22 protein-coding genes are annotated in these 16,949 nt (G+C 41.3%); 21 read left to right on the forward strand and 1 reads right to left on the reverse strand.

The genetic code is table 11. From position 1 onward, the window contains the following. The 15 genes from rplF (at position 1) to F885_RS07270 (ending at position 9,566) form a co-directional block, all read left to right on the forward strand. Positions 1 to 534 (forward strand): 50S ribosomal protein L6, encoded by a 534-nt coding sequence (rplF, locus tag F885_RS07335; protein ID WP_004804118.1) that lies wholly within the window; start codon positions 1 to 3, stop codon positions 532 to 534. Positions 535 to 548: 14 nt separating this feature from the next. After that, positions 549 to 899: a 50S ribosomal protein L18 gene (gene rplR, locus F885_RS07330; RefSeq protein ID WP_004775881.1), complete on the forward strand. Its 351-nt coding sequence runs from the start codon at positions 549 to 551 to the stop codon at positions 897 to 899. Positions 900 to 901: 2 nt separating this feature from the next. Next, positions 902 to 1,399, forward strand: coding sequence for a 30S ribosomal protein S5 (gene rpsE, locus F885_RS07325; protein WP_004657688.1), 498 nt, complete (start codon positions 902 to 904; stop codon positions 1,397 to 1,399). Positions 1,400 to 1,405: 6 nt separating this feature from the next. After that, the gene (gene rpmD, locus F885_RS07320; protein ID WP_004804119.1) at positions 1,406 to 1,582 is read left to right on the forward strand and encodes a 50S ribosomal protein L30; all 177 of its coding nucleotides are present in this window, start codon (positions 1,406 to 1,408) and stop codon (positions 1,580 to 1,582) included. A 3-nt stretch (positions 1,583 to 1,585) separates the two neighbouring features. Beyond that, the gene (gene rplO, locus F885_RS07315; RefSeq protein WP_004804120.1) at positions 1,586 to 2,026 is read left to right on the forward strand and encodes a 50S ribosomal protein L15; all 441 of its coding nucleotides are present in this window, start codon (positions 1,586 to 1,588) and stop codon (positions 2,024 to 2,026) included. Positions 2,027 to 2,071: 45 nt separating this feature from the next. Further along, positions 2,072 to 3,391, forward strand: coding sequence for a preprotein translocase subunit SecY (gene secY, locus F885_RS07310; protein ID WP_171061115.1), 1,320 nt, complete (start codon positions 2,072 to 2,074; stop codon positions 3,389 to 3,391). A gap of 21 nt (positions 3,392 to 3,412) precedes the next feature. Next, positions 3,413 to 3,529: a 50S ribosomal protein L36 gene (gene rpmJ, locus F885_RS20735; protein WP_000867907.1), complete on the forward strand. Its 117-nt coding sequence runs from the start codon at positions 3,413 to 3,415 to the stop codon at positions 3,527 to 3,529. Between the two features lie 107 nt (positions 3,530 to 3,636). Continuing rightward, positions 3,637 to 3,993: a 30S ribosomal protein S13 gene (rpsM, locus tag F885_RS07305; RefSeq protein WP_004804122.1), complete on the forward strand. Its 357-nt coding sequence runs from the start codon at positions 3,637 to 3,639 to the stop codon at positions 3,991 to 3,993. Between the two features lie 19 nt (positions 3,994 to 4,012). Beyond that, positions 4,013 to 4,399, forward strand: a complete 387-nt coding sequence (gene rpsK, locus F885_RS07300; RefSeq protein ID WP_004281491.1) for a 30S ribosomal protein S11 — start codon at positions 4,013 to 4,015, stop codon at positions 4,397 to 4,399. Between the two features lie 12 nt (positions 4,400 to 4,411). Then, the gene (rpsD, locus tag F885_RS07295; protein ID WP_004657698.1) at positions 4,412 to 5,038 is read left to right on the forward strand and encodes a 30S ribosomal protein S4; all 627 of its coding nucleotides are present in this window, start codon (positions 4,412 to 4,414) and stop codon (positions 5,036 to 5,038) included. 18 nt (positions 5,039 to 5,056) lie between these two features. After that, on the forward strand, positions 5,057 to 6,064 hold the full coding sequence (locus tag F885_RS07290; RefSeq protein WP_004804125.1) for a DNA-directed RNA polymerase subunit alpha: 1,008 nt from the start codon (positions 5,057 to 5,059) through the stop codon (positions 6,062 to 6,064). An 18-nt stretch (positions 6,065 to 6,082) separates the two neighbouring features. Next, positions 6,083 to 6,448: a 50S ribosomal protein L17 gene (rplQ, locus tag F885_RS07285; protein WP_004641032.1), complete on the forward strand. Its 366-nt coding sequence runs from the start codon at positions 6,083 to 6,085 to the stop codon at positions 6,446 to 6,448. Between the two features lie 150 nt (positions 6,449 to 6,598). Beyond that, positions 6,599 to 7,096 carry a GNAT family N-acetyltransferase gene (locus F885_RS07280; RefSeq protein WP_005317999.1) on the forward strand — a complete coding sequence of 166 codons (498 nt, stop codon included), beginning with the start codon at positions 6,599 to 6,601 and terminating at the stop codon, positions 7,094 to 7,096. A gap of 351 nt (positions 7,097 to 7,447) precedes the next feature. Then, on the forward strand, positions 7,448 to 8,938 hold the full coding sequence (locus F885_RS07275) for a flavin-containing monooxygenase (RefSeq protein WP_004804131.1): 1,491 nt from the start codon (positions 7,448 to 7,450) through the stop codon (positions 8,936 to 8,938). Positions 8,939 to 9,065: 127 nt separating this feature from the next. Next, positions 9,066 to 9,566, forward strand: a complete 501-nt coding sequence (locus F885_RS07270) for a DUF2059 domain-containing protein (RefSeq protein WP_005318005.1) — start codon at positions 9,066 to 9,068, stop codon at positions 9,564 to 9,566. A 49-nt stretch (positions 9,567 to 9,615) separates the two neighbouring features. On the opposite strand, the gene F885_RS07265 is transcribed toward F885_RS07270, so the two are convergent. Further along, a complete protein-coding gene (locus F885_RS07265) occupies positions 9,616 to 10,788 on the reverse strand; it encodes an acyl-CoA dehydrogenase family protein (RefSeq protein WP_005318008.1) in 1,173 nt (390 codons plus the stop codon). A gap of 187 nt (positions 10,789 to 10,975) precedes the next feature. On the opposite strand from F885_RS07265, the gene F885_RS07260 reads away from it, so the two are divergent. From F885_RS07260 to F885_RS07235, 6 genes are all read left to right on the forward strand, one after another. Continuing rightward, positions 10,976 to 11,233, forward strand: coding sequence for an FAD assembly factor SdhE (locus tag F885_RS07260; RefSeq protein ID WP_005297131.1), 258 nt, complete (start codon positions 10,976 to 10,978; stop codon positions 11,231 to 11,233). Beyond that, on the forward strand, positions 11,226 to 11,615 hold the full coding sequence (locus tag F885_RS21265) for a hypothetical protein (protein ID WP_005318011.1): 390 nt from the start codon (positions 11,226 to 11,228) through the stop codon (positions 11,613 to 11,615). The genes F885_RS07260 and F885_RS21265 overlap by 8 nt, the downstream gene beginning before the upstream one ends. A gap of 207 nt (positions 11,616 to 11,822) precedes the next feature. After that, the gene (locus F885_RS07250) at positions 11,823 to 12,023 is read left to right on the forward strand and encodes a hypothetical protein (RefSeq protein ID WP_004804140.1); all 201 of its coding nucleotides are present in this window, start codon (positions 11,823 to 11,825) and stop codon (positions 12,021 to 12,023) included. A 359-nt stretch (positions 12,024 to 12,382) separates the two neighbouring features. Beyond that, on the forward strand, positions 12,383 to 13,498 hold the full coding sequence (locus F885_RS07245; RefSeq protein ID WP_005318014.1) for a hypothetical protein: 1,116 nt from the start codon (positions 12,383 to 12,385) through the stop codon (positions 13,496 to 13,498). Positions 13,499 to 13,574: 76 nt separating this feature from the next. Then, on the forward strand, positions 13,575 to 14,153 hold the full coding sequence (rrtA, locus tag F885_RS07240; protein ID WP_004804143.1) for a rhombosortase: 579 nt from the start codon (positions 13,575 to 13,577) through the stop codon (positions 14,151 to 14,153). Positions 14,154 to 14,297: 144 nt separating this feature from the next. Next, positions 14,298 to 16,508, forward strand: a complete 2,211-nt coding sequence (locus F885_RS07235; RefSeq protein ID WP_005318017.1) for a TRAP transporter large permease subunit — start codon at positions 14,298 to 14,300, stop codon at positions 16,506 to 16,508. The last annotated feature ends 441 nt before the right edge of the window (positions 16,509 to 16,949 follow it).

Here is a 16,949-nt window from a genome sequence, read left to right on the forward strand (position 1 = left end):
ATGTCTCGTGTGGCTAAAGCCCCAGTAACTGTACCTAATGGTGTAACAGTTACTCAGAACGGCCGGCAGGTCGAAGTGAAAGGCAGCAAAGGTACATTGTCTTTCAACCTGCATGCGCTGGTCGAGCTAAAACAGGAAGAAGGTAAACTTCAACTTGCTCCAGCTAAAGAGTCGAAAGACGCTTGGATGCAGGCTGGTACTGCTCGCGCTGTATTGAACAACCTTGTAAAAGGTGTTAGCGAAGGCTTCGAACGTAAGTTACAGCTTGTTGGTGTTGGTTATAAAGCTGCGGTTAAGGGTACTTCTGTAAACCTTAACCTTGGTTACTCACACCCGATTGACTACGCTTTACCTGAAGGTGTAACAGCGGAAACTCCAACTGCGACTGAAATCATTTTGAAGTCAGCAAACAAGCAGTTGTTAGGTCAAGTGGCAGCGGAAATCCGTGCATACCGTTCTCCTGAACCATATAAAGGTAAAGGTGTTCGTTATTCGGATGAAGTTATTCTTCGTAAAGAAGCTAAGAAGAAATAAGGCGCGAGGTTCTTATGAACGAAAAGAAACAAACCCGTTTGCGTCGTGCGAAAAGCACACGCTTGCACATTCGTGCATTGGGTGCGACTCGTTTGTGTGTAAACCGCACGCCGCGTCACATCTATGCGCAAGTTATTTCAGCAGATGGTGGAAAAGTTTTAGCGCAAGCTTCAACTTTAGATGCATCTTTACGTAGCGGTACTACAGGTAATGTAGATGCAGCTACGAAAGTTGGTGCTTTGATCGCAGAACGTGCTAAAGCAGCTGGTGTTACCAAAGTTGCATTTGACCGTTCTGGTTTTAAATATCATGGTCGTATCAAAGCCTTGGCTGATGCTGCTCGTGAAGGCGGCTTGGAGTTCTAATCATGGCGAAAGTTGAACAAAACGAAGGTCTCGTTGAAAAGCTGGTTGCCGTTGATCGTGTAGCCAAGGTTGTTAAAGGTGGTCGTATCTTCTCTTTCACAGCATTAACTGTTGTGGGCGATGGTAATGGTCGCGTAGGTTTTGGTCGTGGTAAAGCACGTGAAGTTCCAGCTGCTATTTCTAAAGCACTTGAAGCTGCTCGTCGTAACATGATTACTGTAGACCTTGCGGGTACTACTTTACAACACCCTGTGAATGCTCGTCATGGCGCAAGCCGTGTATACATGCAACCTGCTTCAGAAGGTACTGGCGTAATTGCTGGTGGCGCTATGCGTGCTGTTCTTGAAGCTGCAGGTGTACATAACGTACTTGCTAAATGTTATGGTTCTACAAATGCTGCTAACGTAGTAAACGCAACTTTCAAAGGTTTGCGTGATATGACTTCTCCTGAGAAAGTCGCTGCGAAACGTGGTCTTTCAGTAGAACAAATTCAAGGGTAATCAATCATGAAAACGATTAAAGTTACCCAGACTAAATCTTCTTCGCATCGTTTAAAAAATCATAAACTTTGCCTTAAGGGTTTAGGTCTGCGTCGTATTGGTCATACTGTAGAAGTGCAAGATACGCCTTCTAACCGTGGTATGGTCAACAAAGTTTACTATATGGTTAGTGTAGAGGAATAAGCCATGACTCTGCGTTTAAATGAACTTGCACCTGCAGAAGGTGCTAAGCGTGATAACCGTCGTTTAGGCCGTGGTATCGGTTCTGGCGTTGGTAAGACTGGTGGCCGTGGTGTCAAAGGTCAAAACTCACGTAAAAGTGGTGGTACTCGTCCAGGCTTTGAAGGCGGTCAAACTGCGTTATATCGTCGTTTGCCTAAATTCGGTTTCACTAGCCAAATCGCTTTGAAAACTGCTGAAGTACGTTTGTCTGAGTTGAATAAAGTTGAAGGTGATGTTGTTAGCCTTGAAACTTTAAAAGCTGCGAATGTTGTTCGTCGTGACCAAATTCGTGCTCGCATCGTTCTTTCTGGTGAAATCACTCGCGCATTCACTGTTAAAGGTGTTGTGTTGACTAAAGGCGCTAAAGCTGCTGTTGAAGCTGCTGGCGGTAAAGTCGAGGAGTAATCTCGAGTGTCTATGACTCCTAGTTCTTCAGGTCATGTAAACATGATGAAAGGCCAACCATTTCATGTGAAATACCGTGAAATTATTCGTCGATTAATGTTTTTGATTGGCGCGTTATTGGTCTTTCGACTAGGAGCGCATATTCCGTTGCCGGGGATTGATAATGTAGCGCTAGCACAGTTTTTTAAAGCTAATGAAGGTACCTTCTTAGGTTTATTTAACATGTTCTCTGGTGGTGCATTAGAACGCATGTCGATTCTGGCGTTGGGGATTATGCCGTACATTTCTGCATCGATTATCGTGCAGTTAATGTCTACGGTAGTTCCTTCGCTAGAAGCTTTGAAAAAAGAAGGCGAGCAAGGCAAACGTAAGATCAATCAATATACGCGTTACGGCACCTTATTTCTTGCACTCGTGCAAGGTGTAGGGATGTGTGCTGGCTTGATTAGTCAAGGTATTACCTTAACGTCAGGCCTAGCATTCTACGTTCCAGCAGTAACTTCGTTAGTTGCTGGGACGATGTTCTTGATGTGGTTGGGCGAGCAAATTACTGAACGTGGTGTTGGTAATGGTATCTCGATGATCATTTTCGCAGGTATTGTGGCAGGTTTGCCAAATCTTGTGATTCAGTCGTTTACGTCTGTACAGAATGGTCAGGGTAGCTTAATTGGTTTAGCTGTATTCGGTTTACTCTCATTAGCCGTTTTAGCTGCGATCGTGTTTATTGAAAAAGCACAACGTCGTATCCCAGTGAACTACGCACAAAAACAGCAAGGTCGTCGTGTATTTACTGCACAGCAAACACATTTGCCGTTAAAAATTAACATGGCAGGTGTAATTCCAGCGATTTTTGCAAGCTCATTGTTATTATTTCCAGCGAGCTTGGGACAATGGTTAGGAAGTGCTGATCCAAATGCAGGGATTGTGAAGCGCAGCCTACAAGATCTGGCATTGGTGTTATCGCCTGGACAGCCGTTGTATTTAATGCTCTTTGGCGCGTTAATTATCTTCTTCTGTTATTTCTATACTGCGCTAGTTTTTAGCCCGAAAGAAGTTTCAGAGAATTTAAAGCGTAGCGGGGCATATGTGCCTGGTATCCGCCCAGGTGAGCAAACGGCTCGTTATTTAGATCATATTCTTAACCGTTTGACCTTCATTGGTGCAATTTACATTACTGTAGTGTGTTTAATGCCTATGGTATTGCAAAGTTCGTTTGGTATTCCATTCCATTTGGGTGGAACATCTTTATTGATTGTCGTCGTAGTCGTAATGGACTTTATGGCGCAACTCCAAGCGCACCTTACTTCGCATCAATATGATAATCAAACGTTAATGAGAAAAACGACTGCTCATCCTAAGGGATAAGCGCACTTAGAAGGTTTCATCATGAAAGTACAAGCTTCTGTAAAGAAAATTTGTGGTAGCTGTAAAGTTATCCGTCGTAATGGGGTTATTCGCGTAATTTGTAGCGCAGAACCTCGTCATAAGCAGCGTCAAGGTTAATTTAATTAAGACCTGTTGATTTCAGTAGGCTAATTAGGTTATTATCCGCCCCTCAAGATTTTTGTGGGGCGGTTGATTATCTTGACTGCCTTTTTGGAGAAAATTGAATGGCTCGTATTGCCGGTGTAAACATTCCGGATAACAAGCATGCTGTTATCTCTCTCACGTATATTTTTGGTGTAGGTCGCCACACTTCTAAGAATATCTTAGCTGCTGTTGGTATTGCTGAAACTACAAAAATCCGTGAATTAGATGATGCTCAGCTTGATGCGATTCGTGCAGAAGTTGCTAAGGTTCCGACCGAAGGTGATTTACGTCGCGAAATTTCCATGAACATTAAACGTTTAATGGATTTAGGCTGCTACCGCGGTCTTCGTCATCGTCGCAGCTTGCCTGTCCGTGGACAACGCACCAAAACTAACGCACGTACCCGTAAAGGTCCGCGCAAACCGATTAAGAAATAAGATTTCTGGAAGCTAAAAGATGGCTAAAGATACTCGCGCACGCAAGAAGGTCACTCGTACCGTCTCTGAAGGTGTCGCACACATTCACGCTTCTTTTAATAACACCATTGTTACGATTACCGATCGTCAAGGTAATGCATTGGCTTGGGCTACCTCAGGTGGACAAGGCTTCCGTGGATCACGTAAATCAACGCCGTTTGCTGCTCAGGTAGCTGCTGAAGTTGCTGGTAAAGCTGCTTTAGATTACGGTTTGAAAAACTTGGACGTCCTTGTAAAAGGTCCTGGTCCTGGTCGTGAATCTGCGGTTCGTGCATTAGGTGCAGTGGGTTATAAAATTAACAGCATTACCGATGTGACTCCAATTCCGCACAACGGTTGCCGTCCACCTAAAAAACGTCGCGTGTAAGGAGAAACATTCATGGCTCGTTATATTGGTCCAAAATGCAAACTCTCTCGCCGCGAAGGGACAGACCTGCAATTAAAATCTGGCGTTAAACCGTTTGACGTTAAGACTAAAAAACATGCTAAAGCTCCTGGCCAACATGGCGGAGCTCGTGGTAGCAAACAATCAGAGTACTCACTACAATTACGTGAAAAACAAAAAGTACGTCGTATGTACGGTGTGTTAGAGCGTCAATTTAGTAACTACTACAAAGAAGCTGCTCGTGTGAAAGGCGCAACAGGTGAAAACTTGTTGAAATTGCTTGAAAGCCGTCTTGATAACGTTGTTTATCGCATGGGTTTTGGTTCTACACGTGCAGAAGCTCGTCAGTTAGTATCTCACCGTAGCATCACTTTGAACGGTCGTCGTGTTAACATTGCATCTATCCAAGTTAAAGCTGGTGATGTAATTGCAGTACACGAAGGCGCTAAACAACAATTACGTATTAAAAACGCAATTGAATTAGCTGCTCAACGTGGTATCCCTGCTTGGATGGAAATTGACCATTCTAAGTTAGAAGGTACGTTTAAAGCTGCACCAGATCGTTCTGATTTACCTGCTGAAATCAACGAAAGCTTGATTGTAGAATTGTATTCTAAATAATCCTTGAGGTAGCAATAAATGACGCGTACTGCAAACGAGTTTCTAACTCCGCAAGCGATCAAGGTCGAAGCGGTGAGCGGGACCTCGGCAAAAGTGATTCTGGAACCTTTAGAGCGTGGCTTTGGTCATACTCTAGGTAATGCTTTACGTCGCATTCTATTGTCTTCTTTACCTGGCGCTGCTGTGGTTGAAGTAGAAATAGAAGGTGTCGAGCACGAGTACAGTACTTTAGAAGGCTTGCAGCAGGACATCGTCGAGCTCTTGCTGAACCTAAAAGGATTGTCTATTAAGCTGTTCGATCAAAACGAAGCATATTTGACATTAGAGAAACAAGGGGCGGGTGACGTAACTGCAGCTGACCTTCGTTTACCTCATAATGTTGAAGTGGTTAACCCTGATCATTTAATCGGTACTTTGAGTTCTACAGGTTCATTGAAAATGCGCCTTAAAGTTTCTCAAGGTCGTGGTTATGAAACATCTGACTCACGTTTCCCTGAAGGTGAAACACGTCCTGTAGGTCGTTTACAGTTAGATGCTTCTTATAGTCCAATCAAGCGTGTTTCATACACAGTAGAAAATGCTCGTGTTGAACAACGTACCGATCTTGATAAGTTAGTGATTGATCTTGAGACTAACGGAACTGTTGATCCAGAAGAAGCAATCCGCAAAGCGGCAACAATCTTGCAACAACAAATTGCAATTTTTGTTGATCTTCAGAAAGATCAAACTCCTGTTGCTCAAGAGCCTCGCGAAGAAGTTGACCCAATCTTGCTTCGTCCAGTAGATGATCTCGAGCTAACTGTTCGTTCTGCTAACTGTTTGAAGGCAGAAAATATTTACTACATTGGTGATCTTGTTCAACGTACTGAAGTTGAGTTGTTAAAAACTCCTAACTTAGGTAAAAAATCGTTAACAGAGATCAAAGATGTTTTGGCTTCGAAAGGTTTACAACTCGGCATGCGTTTAGAGAACTGGCCACCAGCTAGTCTCCGTATGGATGACCGTTTTGCCTATCGTAGCCGTTAATTAAGTAGGACTATCACCATGCGTCATCGTAATAGTGGTGTGAAATTAGGCCGTACCAGCAGCCACCGTAAGGCGTTGTTCCAAAATTTAACAAATGCTTTAGTTGAGCACGAGTTAATTAAAACAACTTTACCTAAAGCGAAAGAACTTCGCCGCGTTGCTGAGCCTTTAATCACTTTAGCTAAAAACGATACAGTAGCAAACCGTCGTTTAGCGTTTGCTCGTACTCGTTCTGCAGCAACTGTTGGTAAATTATTTACCGTTCTTGGCCCTCGTTACAAAGAACGTAACGGCGGCTATCTTCGTGTTCTTAAAGCGGGCTTCCGTGCAGGTGATGCTGCACCGATGGCTTACGTTGAACTCGTTGACCGTGAAGTAAAATAATACTTCTACGTGTAGAACAGTCAGTTGTTCCAAAAAAGGCCGGTGTAATAACCGGCCTTTTTTATTTATCATTTTAATTAATTTGGGTTTGGCCAATTGGTTGATATGCTAAATTAAGTCGCGTTCTTATAAAAATTCAAATAGACAAGTATGTTAAATATTGAGATTAAAATTCTAAGTGTGAATGAGCTGAATGACTTTAGAGCGATCAGGCTTTCAGCTTTAGCAAAAGCCCCTGAAATGTTTGGTTCTACTTATAGTATAGAAGTGGTGAAGCCCTTAAGTTTCTTTGAAAATTGCTTATCTAGTTCAACAGTTTTTGGCGTTTACTACAATGATAAAATTATTGGCTTAGCGACTTTAACCCGAGAGGTCGCAACAAAGCTTGCTCATAAGGCTTATTTATCAAGTGTATTTATTGAACCGGAATTTCAAAGACAGGGAGTGGCAGATAGATTACTCACGACTGTTATTGAACATAGTAAAAAATATCTAGAACAAATTTTACTTATTGTCGCTGATGATAATCAGCCAGCAATTAAGCTTTATCAAAAGTTTGGTTTTCAACCTTATGGGGTGGAATCAAAAGCCTTGAAAAATAACGTAGAATATATAGATGAGCTTTTGATGAAGCTATTTTTATTCTAGGATATAAATGGCATTTTCTATTTGAAATTAAAGCTACGATCTAAAATTGCTAATACATCTATTTCTACATCATCTCTTATCCTGAGCTTTTTCCTTAAAAGTTGTCTCCCTGTAGATATTGAATAAAGCATGTTTATAAGTATTCAGTGAGTACAGATAATTTTATTCATCTATGAAAGCAAACCCTATACTGAACGAAATCCAAGCAGAAATCTCAGGATTTTTTAGCGCTCTTTTTTCTAAAAATGTCCCGAAGTGATATGAAAAAACCGATGAATGACCAAACTTGACATTGCGTATTGTCAAATTTGTGCTTTAATAAAGTCATGGTTTATACAGGGTATAAAAAAAATGGAAAAGCAAGTTGATGTATTAATTATTGGTGCAGGTATCTCTGGGATTGGGCTAGCTGTGCATCTCTCAAAGAACTGTCCACAACGTAAATTCGAAATCTTAGAACGTCGTGATAGCTTCGGTGGGACTTGGGATTTATTCCGTTACCCTGGTATTCGTTCTGACTCGGATATGTCAACATTTGGTTTTAATTTTAAACCATGGGCAAAAGACAAAGTATTGGCAAGCGGTGCCGAGATCAAGGGCTATTTAAGCGATGTGATCAGTGAAAATCAGTTAAAAGATAAAATTCATTTTGGTCATCGTGTCCTTTCTGCAAACTACGATTCTGCAAAGAAAAAATGGGCTGTTGAAATTGAAGACAGCAACAAGAAAAAGCAAACTTGGTCAGCAAATTTTGTGATGGGTTGTACAGGCTACTACAACTATGATCAAGGTTATGCGCCGAAATTTCCAAAACAAGAAGATTTCAAAGGCCAATTGATCCACCCACAACACTGGCCTGAAAACCTAGATTATACAGGTAAGAAAGTCGTTATTATTGGTAGTGGTGCAACCGCAATTACCCTTGTTCCTTCAATGGTGAAAGGTGGTGCAGGGCATGTGACCATGTTACAGCGTTCTCCTTCTTATATTGCGACGATTCCTTCAATTGACTTTATTTATGAAAAAACCCGTAAATTTATGTCTGAGGAAACCGCTTATAAATTTACCCGTGCACGTAATATTGGTATGCAACGTGGTATTTATGCATTAGCGCAAAAGTATCCGAAAACAGTTCGTCGCTTATTGTTGAAAGGTATTGAATTACAGTTGAAGGGTAAAGTAGATATGAAACACTTTACACCAAGCTATAATCCTTGGGATCAACGTTTATGTGTCGTGCCAGATGGTGACTTATTCAAGGCGTTACGTGAAGGTCAGGCAAATGTTGAAACAGATCAAATTGAGAAGTTCACTGCCAATGGTATCCAGTTGAAGTCTGGTAAACACCTTGAAGCTGATATTGTGATTTCAGCGACAGGTTTGGAAATCCAAATCTTGGGTGGCGTAAAAGGTACAATTGATGGCAAGCCAATGGATACCTCACAACACATGCTGTATCAAGGTGTGATGGTCAGTGATGTACCTAATATGGCGATGATCATTGGCTATATCAATGCATCTTGGACATTGAAAGTTGATATTGCTGCGGATTATATCTGTCGTTTGCTGAACCATATGGATAAAAATGGCTATGATGAAGTCATTGCCCATGCAGATCCAGCATTGCGTGAACAAGATACCATTATGGGTAAAATGTCTTCTGGTTATATTGCTCGTGCAGCAGATGTGATGCCAAAACAAGGTAAAAAAGCACCGTGGAAAATCACCAATAACTACCTTGCAGATCGTAAAGAATTAAAAGATGCATCATTCAACGATGTCGTTCTACAATTCCATAAACGTGGTGAGCAAGTCGATCGTAAGCCAAAGCTAGTGTCGTAATTATTTATTGAGTTTCTTGAAAAACCCTATGCATAAGCATGGGGTTTTTTATTTGCAATCAGGCTTTAAATTCGATCAATATCGCGTATATTGAGCACATTAGAAAATTTTGATTAGGGATAATACGATGAAAAAAATCATCATCTTAGGGACATTATTATTCAGTACATTGGTGTTTGCCGATGACGTAAAACAAAAAGAAGCGATTGCGCAAAAACTGGTATCCGTTGATGGTACCGAGCAAGGACTACAAAACACCGATAAAATGATTTTAGAGCAAATTCGTATGCGTTTGCCAAAAGACTTACCCGAAAGTTTTTATACCGATTTGAGCAAAAATCTGAATAGTGAACAGCGTAAGCAATTTATCGTGCAACGTTATGTGGAAAGTTTTAGCCAGAAAGAGTTACAAGCTGCATTGACCTTTTATCAATCTGTAGAAGGCAAGGCTTGGGCAAAGAAAGCCAGTGAAGTTGGCAGTGAAGTCGCACATTTCACCACACAAAATGCACGTACTGCACTGAATACCACCATGCAACAATACATTGAGAACCCTAAAGTTAAGCAGCTAATGGCAAGGATGAATCCGCAGCCTGTTCAAACGGCTGAAAAACCTGAATCGAAATAAATAACAAAGCGATCGTGCATCGGGCACGATCGCTTTGTTGTATTGATATTTAGAGCGTGCGGGAAATGAGTTCTTTCATAATTTCATTGGTACCTGCATAAATACGATTGGCACGGTTGTCGATATAAGCACGGGCAATTGGATATTCCAGCATATAACCATAACCACCATGTAGTTGTAAGCAGTCATCTACAACTTTTGAGAACATGTCGGAAATTTTGTATTTCGCAGCTGCAGCCGCATCCACACCTAAGTTTTCTTCAAGCTGTAGTTCCATACAGCGATCGAGATAGGTACGACAGAAATCAATTTCAGTGCGCAATTCCGCCAGTTTAAAGCGAGTATTCTGGAAGGTACTAATTGCTTTGCCGAATGCTTTACGATCTTTGGTGTATTGCACGGTATGTGCAAAGGCTGCTTCAGCACCTGCTTGACAGATAATTGCGACCAGCATACGTTCCCAAGCGAGCTCTTTCATTAACATGATAAAGCCCATGCCTTCCATACCTAGTAAATTTTCTTTCGGTACACGGACATTATCAAAGAACAATTCGCAGGTATCTTGACCTTTCATCCCAATTTTATTCAAAGGTTTGCCTTTGCTAAAACCAGCACGATCCGCTTCTACAATCAGCAAAGATAAATTGGCTGAGCCTTTTTCATTGTTGCCTGTTTTACACACCACAATTGCCATGTCACAAAGATAGCCATTGGTAATAAAGATTTTAGAACCATTGATGACATATTCATCGCCATCCAATACGGCTGTCGTGCGAACTGCTTGTAGGTCAGAACCTGTACCAGGTTCAGTCATCGCAATCGCTGTGACAGCTTCGCCTGTTGCCATTTTCGGTAACCAGTGTTGCTTTTGCTCTTCATTGCCGAAGTTGTTGATATAGTTGGCAACAATATCTGAATGCAAAGAGAAGCCCGTGCTTGAATCCATGGCATAGGCTTGTTCTTCGATCAGAATCATACTGTAGAGACGATCGACACCTGAACCACCATATTGCTCTGGCATGGTCGTGCAAAGTAAGCCAAGTGCACCTGCCTTATTCCATAAGTCACGATCTACATGTTGTTGTTTCTCATATTTTTCAATATTTGGAACAACTTCTTTCTCATAGAATTTACGCACGGTTTCACGGAATGCTTCGTGGTCTGATGTAAACAGTTTGCGTGGCAGCATGTTTGGAATTGGACGAATAGCACCTGATTGCATTTGTTATTTTTCCCTAGTGTGTTGGATTTAAATCATCTTCATCACCATACAAGAAATTGAAAATAGTGAACAATGTGATCAATGCTCAATTTGATTGATGTATTTGGTCACTTGAGAAAAATCTCTCAGAACTTCATTGGGGAGATCGGGTACACTATGGGAAAATTGTTGCATTGCGGAGCCAATAATGTCTGATGAAATGACACTGGAAGAGCGTAAGGTTGTGTATCGTGCGCGTCGCGGTTTAAAAGAAATCGATGTGTATTTTGATCCTTATGTTAAAAACCACTACCTGATAGCTGATATTGCTGAAAAGGCATTATTTGCCGAGTTAGTCGATCAAGAAGATCCAGATTTATTGGATTGGTTTATGGAGGTAGGGGAACCACCTCGTGCAGAATTAAAAGATTTTATTTTAAAATTAAAACACTATGTCCATGGCTAATGGTGTTTTCGAGCTGCAACGCAGTCGTTTTGCGATGATATTGCAGCTCTTGATTTTCATTGCCATTCTTAGTTTAACCTATTCCTTACTTGTCTTATGGATTTGGCTACTGTGCTTTGGCATGATGGGCTTTGCTTGGTTTTTCTTTTTGAAACGACCTCAAATTAGACGTTTTGAATACTTGGATCATCAAGAATGTTCGTTCGAATTTTATGACCCCCAATTAAAGATCCAGCGTAGACAGATCATTAAAATACTAGATCACCAACTTTATATCGCGCTCTATTTTTCTCAGAAAAAGCATAAAAATTGTATTATTTGGTGGGATCAATTGTCACATTCGCAATGGAAAAAGCTAAAATTACGCGCAAAACTGGGATGATTGTTCGACAATTCTACAACTGTATAAAATTAATAAGAATATAAATTTCAATGATTTAATTAAAATTAAGGTTTGCCTTGTTTAAATTGTTAGATTAAATACTCTAAAAAATGGTGAAAATTATGATTGTCAGACAATCTGGCGATCAAGTCCGATTTATTTTCGTTAAAGTACAAACACCAACGTAAAGGGTGGTGGAGGTCCTAAATGGAAATTCCAACATGGTCGTTTCTGGTGGTCGCAATCATTTTTGCGATTGTAGTAGGAAGAGCAGGAACTTTACTCAGGGAATTTCTTGAATCACGTCAAGTTGTCGTGACCAAGAGAAAGAGATTGAAAGTGTCATCAATATATCACTCTCCCGTGAATATCGATGGTGAACGCCAATCTAGTATCTATCAAAAGTAGATACGTAAGTGTAGGAGGTCTCTATGGAGATTTCAATGTGGATGTTTCTAGTAATTGCAATCGTTATGGCGATTGTTGTAGGAAGAGCTGGAACGTTACTCAAGGATTATTTTCAACAAAACTAAAATATAAAGAGTTTCACGATTTTACCAGTTAATAAGTAGCATGTGCTGAACCGTCGCAATGCTACTTTTTTTTGCCTGAAATTTCTGTTCAGCCGCTTAAGTGTCAATTCATTCCTCTGTGATTTGTGTCAAAATGTCTAGGTTAAAATTAGAGCAATTACTCTTTAATTCAGGTTATGCATCTGATAATGTACAGCTAAAAGGAAAAAACAAATTATTAGAGGGACAGGAAGTATGTCTAAACTCCAAAAAATTGGACAAGGTGTGGCGGTTGCTGTATTGGCAACATCAATGCTATCAGGATGTTCATATGTGATTAAAACGGGTGCGAATGTCGCACTTGGTTTTGGTGAAAACCATATTGTTCCACCAATTTTAGCAATGGATGACGCTGAAATGGTGTGTAACTCAGGGAATGCTTTAACCCCTGCCGTGATGTCAACCAAAGATATGGGTGCTGACCCAACCCGCATGGCGGTATTGTTATATACCGCAGCGGGCGTTTGTGCTGAGAATCAAGCTTTAGAAGCAGAGTTGCGTTACTTACGTGCGTCTAAAGCAGGTCAGGTTTCAGAAGCACAAGATGCACGTATTGAACAGAAACGTTGGGCAGGAATTGCTGCTGAGCGTCAATATGCAGGCTATCAACTGTTTGCGAATCGTTGGGAAACTAAATACAAATATAAATTGGGTGACTCATGCCCAACCATGCGTAATGATCTAGACCAAACTGTTTATTTACTTGGTATGGTGAGTGGTTTACAAGCCATGACCAACGATATTAACTCTGGTGGTGCGATCAATGTACCTAAAGATATTGCAGGTATTGTTGAACGTGGTATGGCGTGTTTAGACAATGAGAAATTCTGGGGTGCACCAATGGCAACCCGTGCAGTCATCTGGACCTTATTACCAGGTGCAGGTGACGGTAAGCCGGAACCTTATGCAACCATGAAGCAGTCTATGGCCATTGGTGAGAAGAAGGGTGTTCGTTTAGCACATGCTTTATATGCCGTTGCCGCACAGGCCAGTGGTGATGATGCCAAGCTACGCGATGCTTTCCGTTCATATGCTGCGGCAACAGGTGAAGATAAACCAGCAAATCCACAGTTCCGATTGATTGATAAAATGGCCGGTTTGATGGTTCGTGGTATCGCAGATCGTTATTGGACTGAAAATACAGGTGTAAGAGCCAGTGACGAAGGCTTAACTTCATTCTGGGATGACAAACAAGAAAGCTCAGCTGAGTTGGATTCATTGTTTGACGGCGGTGAAGCAGCACCTGCGCAGGATCAAGCTGCACCAGCATCAGACCAGGCGGCACCAGCACAAGAAACTCCAGCGGAGTAACCTGAATTAAACGACCTTTTACAGATGAACTATCTAAACTTGTAAAAGGTCTGTTTTTTTAGGAGGCGGTCAGCCTATGAAAGATCAAATATGGGTAAGTAAAATTATTTTGATTGCGATATGTATTTCCATATCGGCTTGTCTACAAGTTTTTGCTGATCATTTTATTTATTGGCGTCCAAGTTTACTCACCGAGTTTTGGCGCTTATGGACTGCGCATTGGGTTCATGTAGGATGGGTTCACTTTCTACTGAATATGATGGCTTTTGCCTGTTTACCTTTTATTTTTCCTCATGTTCGCAATTGGCATTTAGGTGCATTATTGCTCGTGTTACCTCCCTTTATTAGTTTAATTTTTTATTTCTACCTACCTTATATTGATGCTTATGCTGGGCTTTCAGGGGTCTTGCATGGTCTTTATGCTGCAGTCGGTGTGGTGTATCTGCAATATAAGAATGAGCGAAAATTTGCAATTTTGGTCTTAGCCTTGATTGCGGCAAAACTGATTTGGGAGAATACCTTTGGGCAAACAGGGACTGCTCAATTAATTGGCAGTCCAGTCCTCACCGAAGCACATTTGATTGGTGCGATTGGTGGACTGCTCTGTGGTTTAGGTTATTTACTGATAAAAAAGATAAAAACGACAACAACATGATCATTTGATTAAGACGCTTAATAATAATTCAGTGGGTACAGAGGGATTGGTTATACAGGGAATAAATGTATTCTCTATCAACCATGTACATTGCAAGATTCAGCATCTTCGGAGGGGTGTTGATCACAATAAACTGGAATAGATATGCAGCATAATCAACAGAAAAAAACTGGATTAGGTCTATTGAGTTATATTTGGACCGAGTGGATATCAACCTTTGTTATCCTTTTCTTATTACTCATGACACTGATTATTGGTACTGGAGAGATGATCCATGGTCAGTTATTACGTATGGGCGAACGTTTATATGGTGATCCTGCGATTGGAATGCAGTATTCATTCCTTCGTGCCGAACCAGAAAAACCCACATGTGACCGAAATCCCAATATCGATGCACAAGTTCAAGAGCAGATGCGGATTAATGCAGCCGATGAATTTGCCAGTATGTTTGGCGTGGCTTCGGAATCAGATGTACGCGCTTCCTTGATCGCTGCACAGCAGCAATGTGATGAAAAATATCAATTTTATGATAAGGCAATGACGCATATCGAGGCACATCCGAGTGTGCGGACCTATCGTCAGATTGAAACCAGCTTCTTTGGCATCTTTAAGTTTGGTACAGAAAACCGTGCTTTATTCTTGGTGATTATGGTGGTGTTTGCGGCCATCAGTGCCACATTAAAGACCCATCATATTGGTTTGCGCAGCCCAGCGACGAAAATTGATTTCCGTATCTACAGCATTGCGATGCTGATTGGAAATGGTTTATTGACTTCATCGGTGATGAGTCAATATCGATCTGTGATGAACTCTGGTGTTCCGATCAGCCCTGAAATGACGCTGATTTATTGGTTATGGATGATTTTATTTGCGGTACTGACCCTGATTAGTCTGTATCAGTTGATTAAGTCCCCTACACCAACTCGAGAAGGGGGGAGTGTTGGTCTAGCCTTCCTAAGCGTGCCACTTTATGCCTATATGGCGATTATCACTGGAGTTGCCTTTACCTTCTTTATGGCCTATCCAATGGGGCAAGGGATTTACTTAGGGCAGTTGGTTGAGTTCTCGAATATTTTCTTAAATCTAGCCTTGTTTATTTGGGCGGGGATGTTGTTAAAACAAACCCGGATTGTGGATTTATTCTTAAATATTCTGCGACCTTGGAATCTCGCCCCTGAAACATTAACTTGGTTAATCTTAATTGCTGCGGCTTTGCCGACCGCCTACACGGGTGCATCAGGTATTTTCGTCATTGCAGCAGGTGCAATTATTTATAAAGAAGTCTGGAATGCAGGTGGGCGTCGCCAATTTGCTTTGGCTGCAACTGCACTGTCAGGTTCGCTTGGGGTGGTGCTTCGTCCATGTCTATTGATCGTGGTTGTGGCGTCATTAAATAAAGAAGTGACCACTGACCTGCTGTATAAATATGGCATGTATACCTTCCTGTTAACCTCAACTTTATTCTTGGTGATTGCGCTGTTTTTTGCCGAACAGAAATTTAGAGTTGCACCACTCAAAATCGCCTTACCTAAGTCGTTACGTGCTTTTGTGCCAGTATCACCTTATATCGTGATTTTTATTTTGATCTGGCTGTTCTATAAACATGCTTTGGCCACAGATCTAAATGAATTTACTGCACCTGTAATGATGCCAGTGATTTTATTATTGATGGTGCTTTTTGATAAGTTGCGCAAAGAACCTGCACCCTTAGCACCCGTTGGGCATTGGGATAGTACTTTGAACAGTTACATCATTCCTGCGGATGGTTCTCAACCTGCTGCGCCGATCAACCCTGCAGATGATCCGCGGAATCCTGTGCGCCGTGTTTCTTTCGGTAAAGCATTACATGCATCGACCAGTGAGACCGTTGGACATATTGGGGCTTTGGTGATCCTCATGGCACTTTCGGTGAGTGTCGGTGGTTTCCTTGAACAGATTCATATCATGGAAACTTTCCCGCAAGATATTAACAGCACCTATGTGGTGATCACGCTGATCGTGCTGTTGATGATTTTTGTGGGGATGATTATGGACCCATTTGGGGCGGTTATTCTTATTACTGCAACTGTTGCACCAGTAGCTTATCAATATGGCATTGATCCTGTGCACTTCTGGATGATTGCATTGATTGGATTTGAGCTAGGTTATGTAACGCCGCCAGTTGCATTGAATCATTTATTGGCGAGACAATCGATAGGGGATGCAGAAGTGGCCGAAGCAGATGCAGAAGTTCGTCATCTGTCCTTTTTCTATCGCTATGAACGCTGGATTTTACCGTTACTGGTGATGGTGCCTGCAATTCTGATCATTGCCTATGTCCCTTATAGCTTTAAATTATTTGGCTGGTATAGCTAGCGAAGCTTAAAGAAAAAATAAGCACCTTAGGGTGCTTATTTTGTGCAGAAGTAAATACTATTGAACTCTGGTTATAGTAGTGAATATCGAGTGAACCAATAACTATAGGTGAATTTAGACTAGCGTTGATTATTATGTGATTAAAATAACATTTTGAGATCGAACCAGTTATGCTATAAATAGACGGAAAAGATGGAGTAGCCTGCTTTAAGATCGGATTCATCTTTCTAAAGGGCAGCTGTAAAAAGGCAATTTGGGGCGCGAAATTTGTAATCAGCAGAGTGATAAAAATGGAGAGCGCTCGAGAGAACAGATAAATTGATAAAAACAACCAACAAAAAAGTGATTGCAGTCATTCTTTTTTATAAAAGTTTGCTGCAAATTTAAGCGGTTTAAAAGGGATTGGTGATTCAAAGGGTAAATTCATTTATCTATCAACCA

The sequence above is a fragment of the Acinetobacter higginsii genome, assembly GCF_000369845.1.
GTDB lineage: Bacteria > Pseudomonadota > Gammaproteobacteria > Pseudomonadales > Moraxellaceae > Acinetobacter > Acinetobacter higginsii.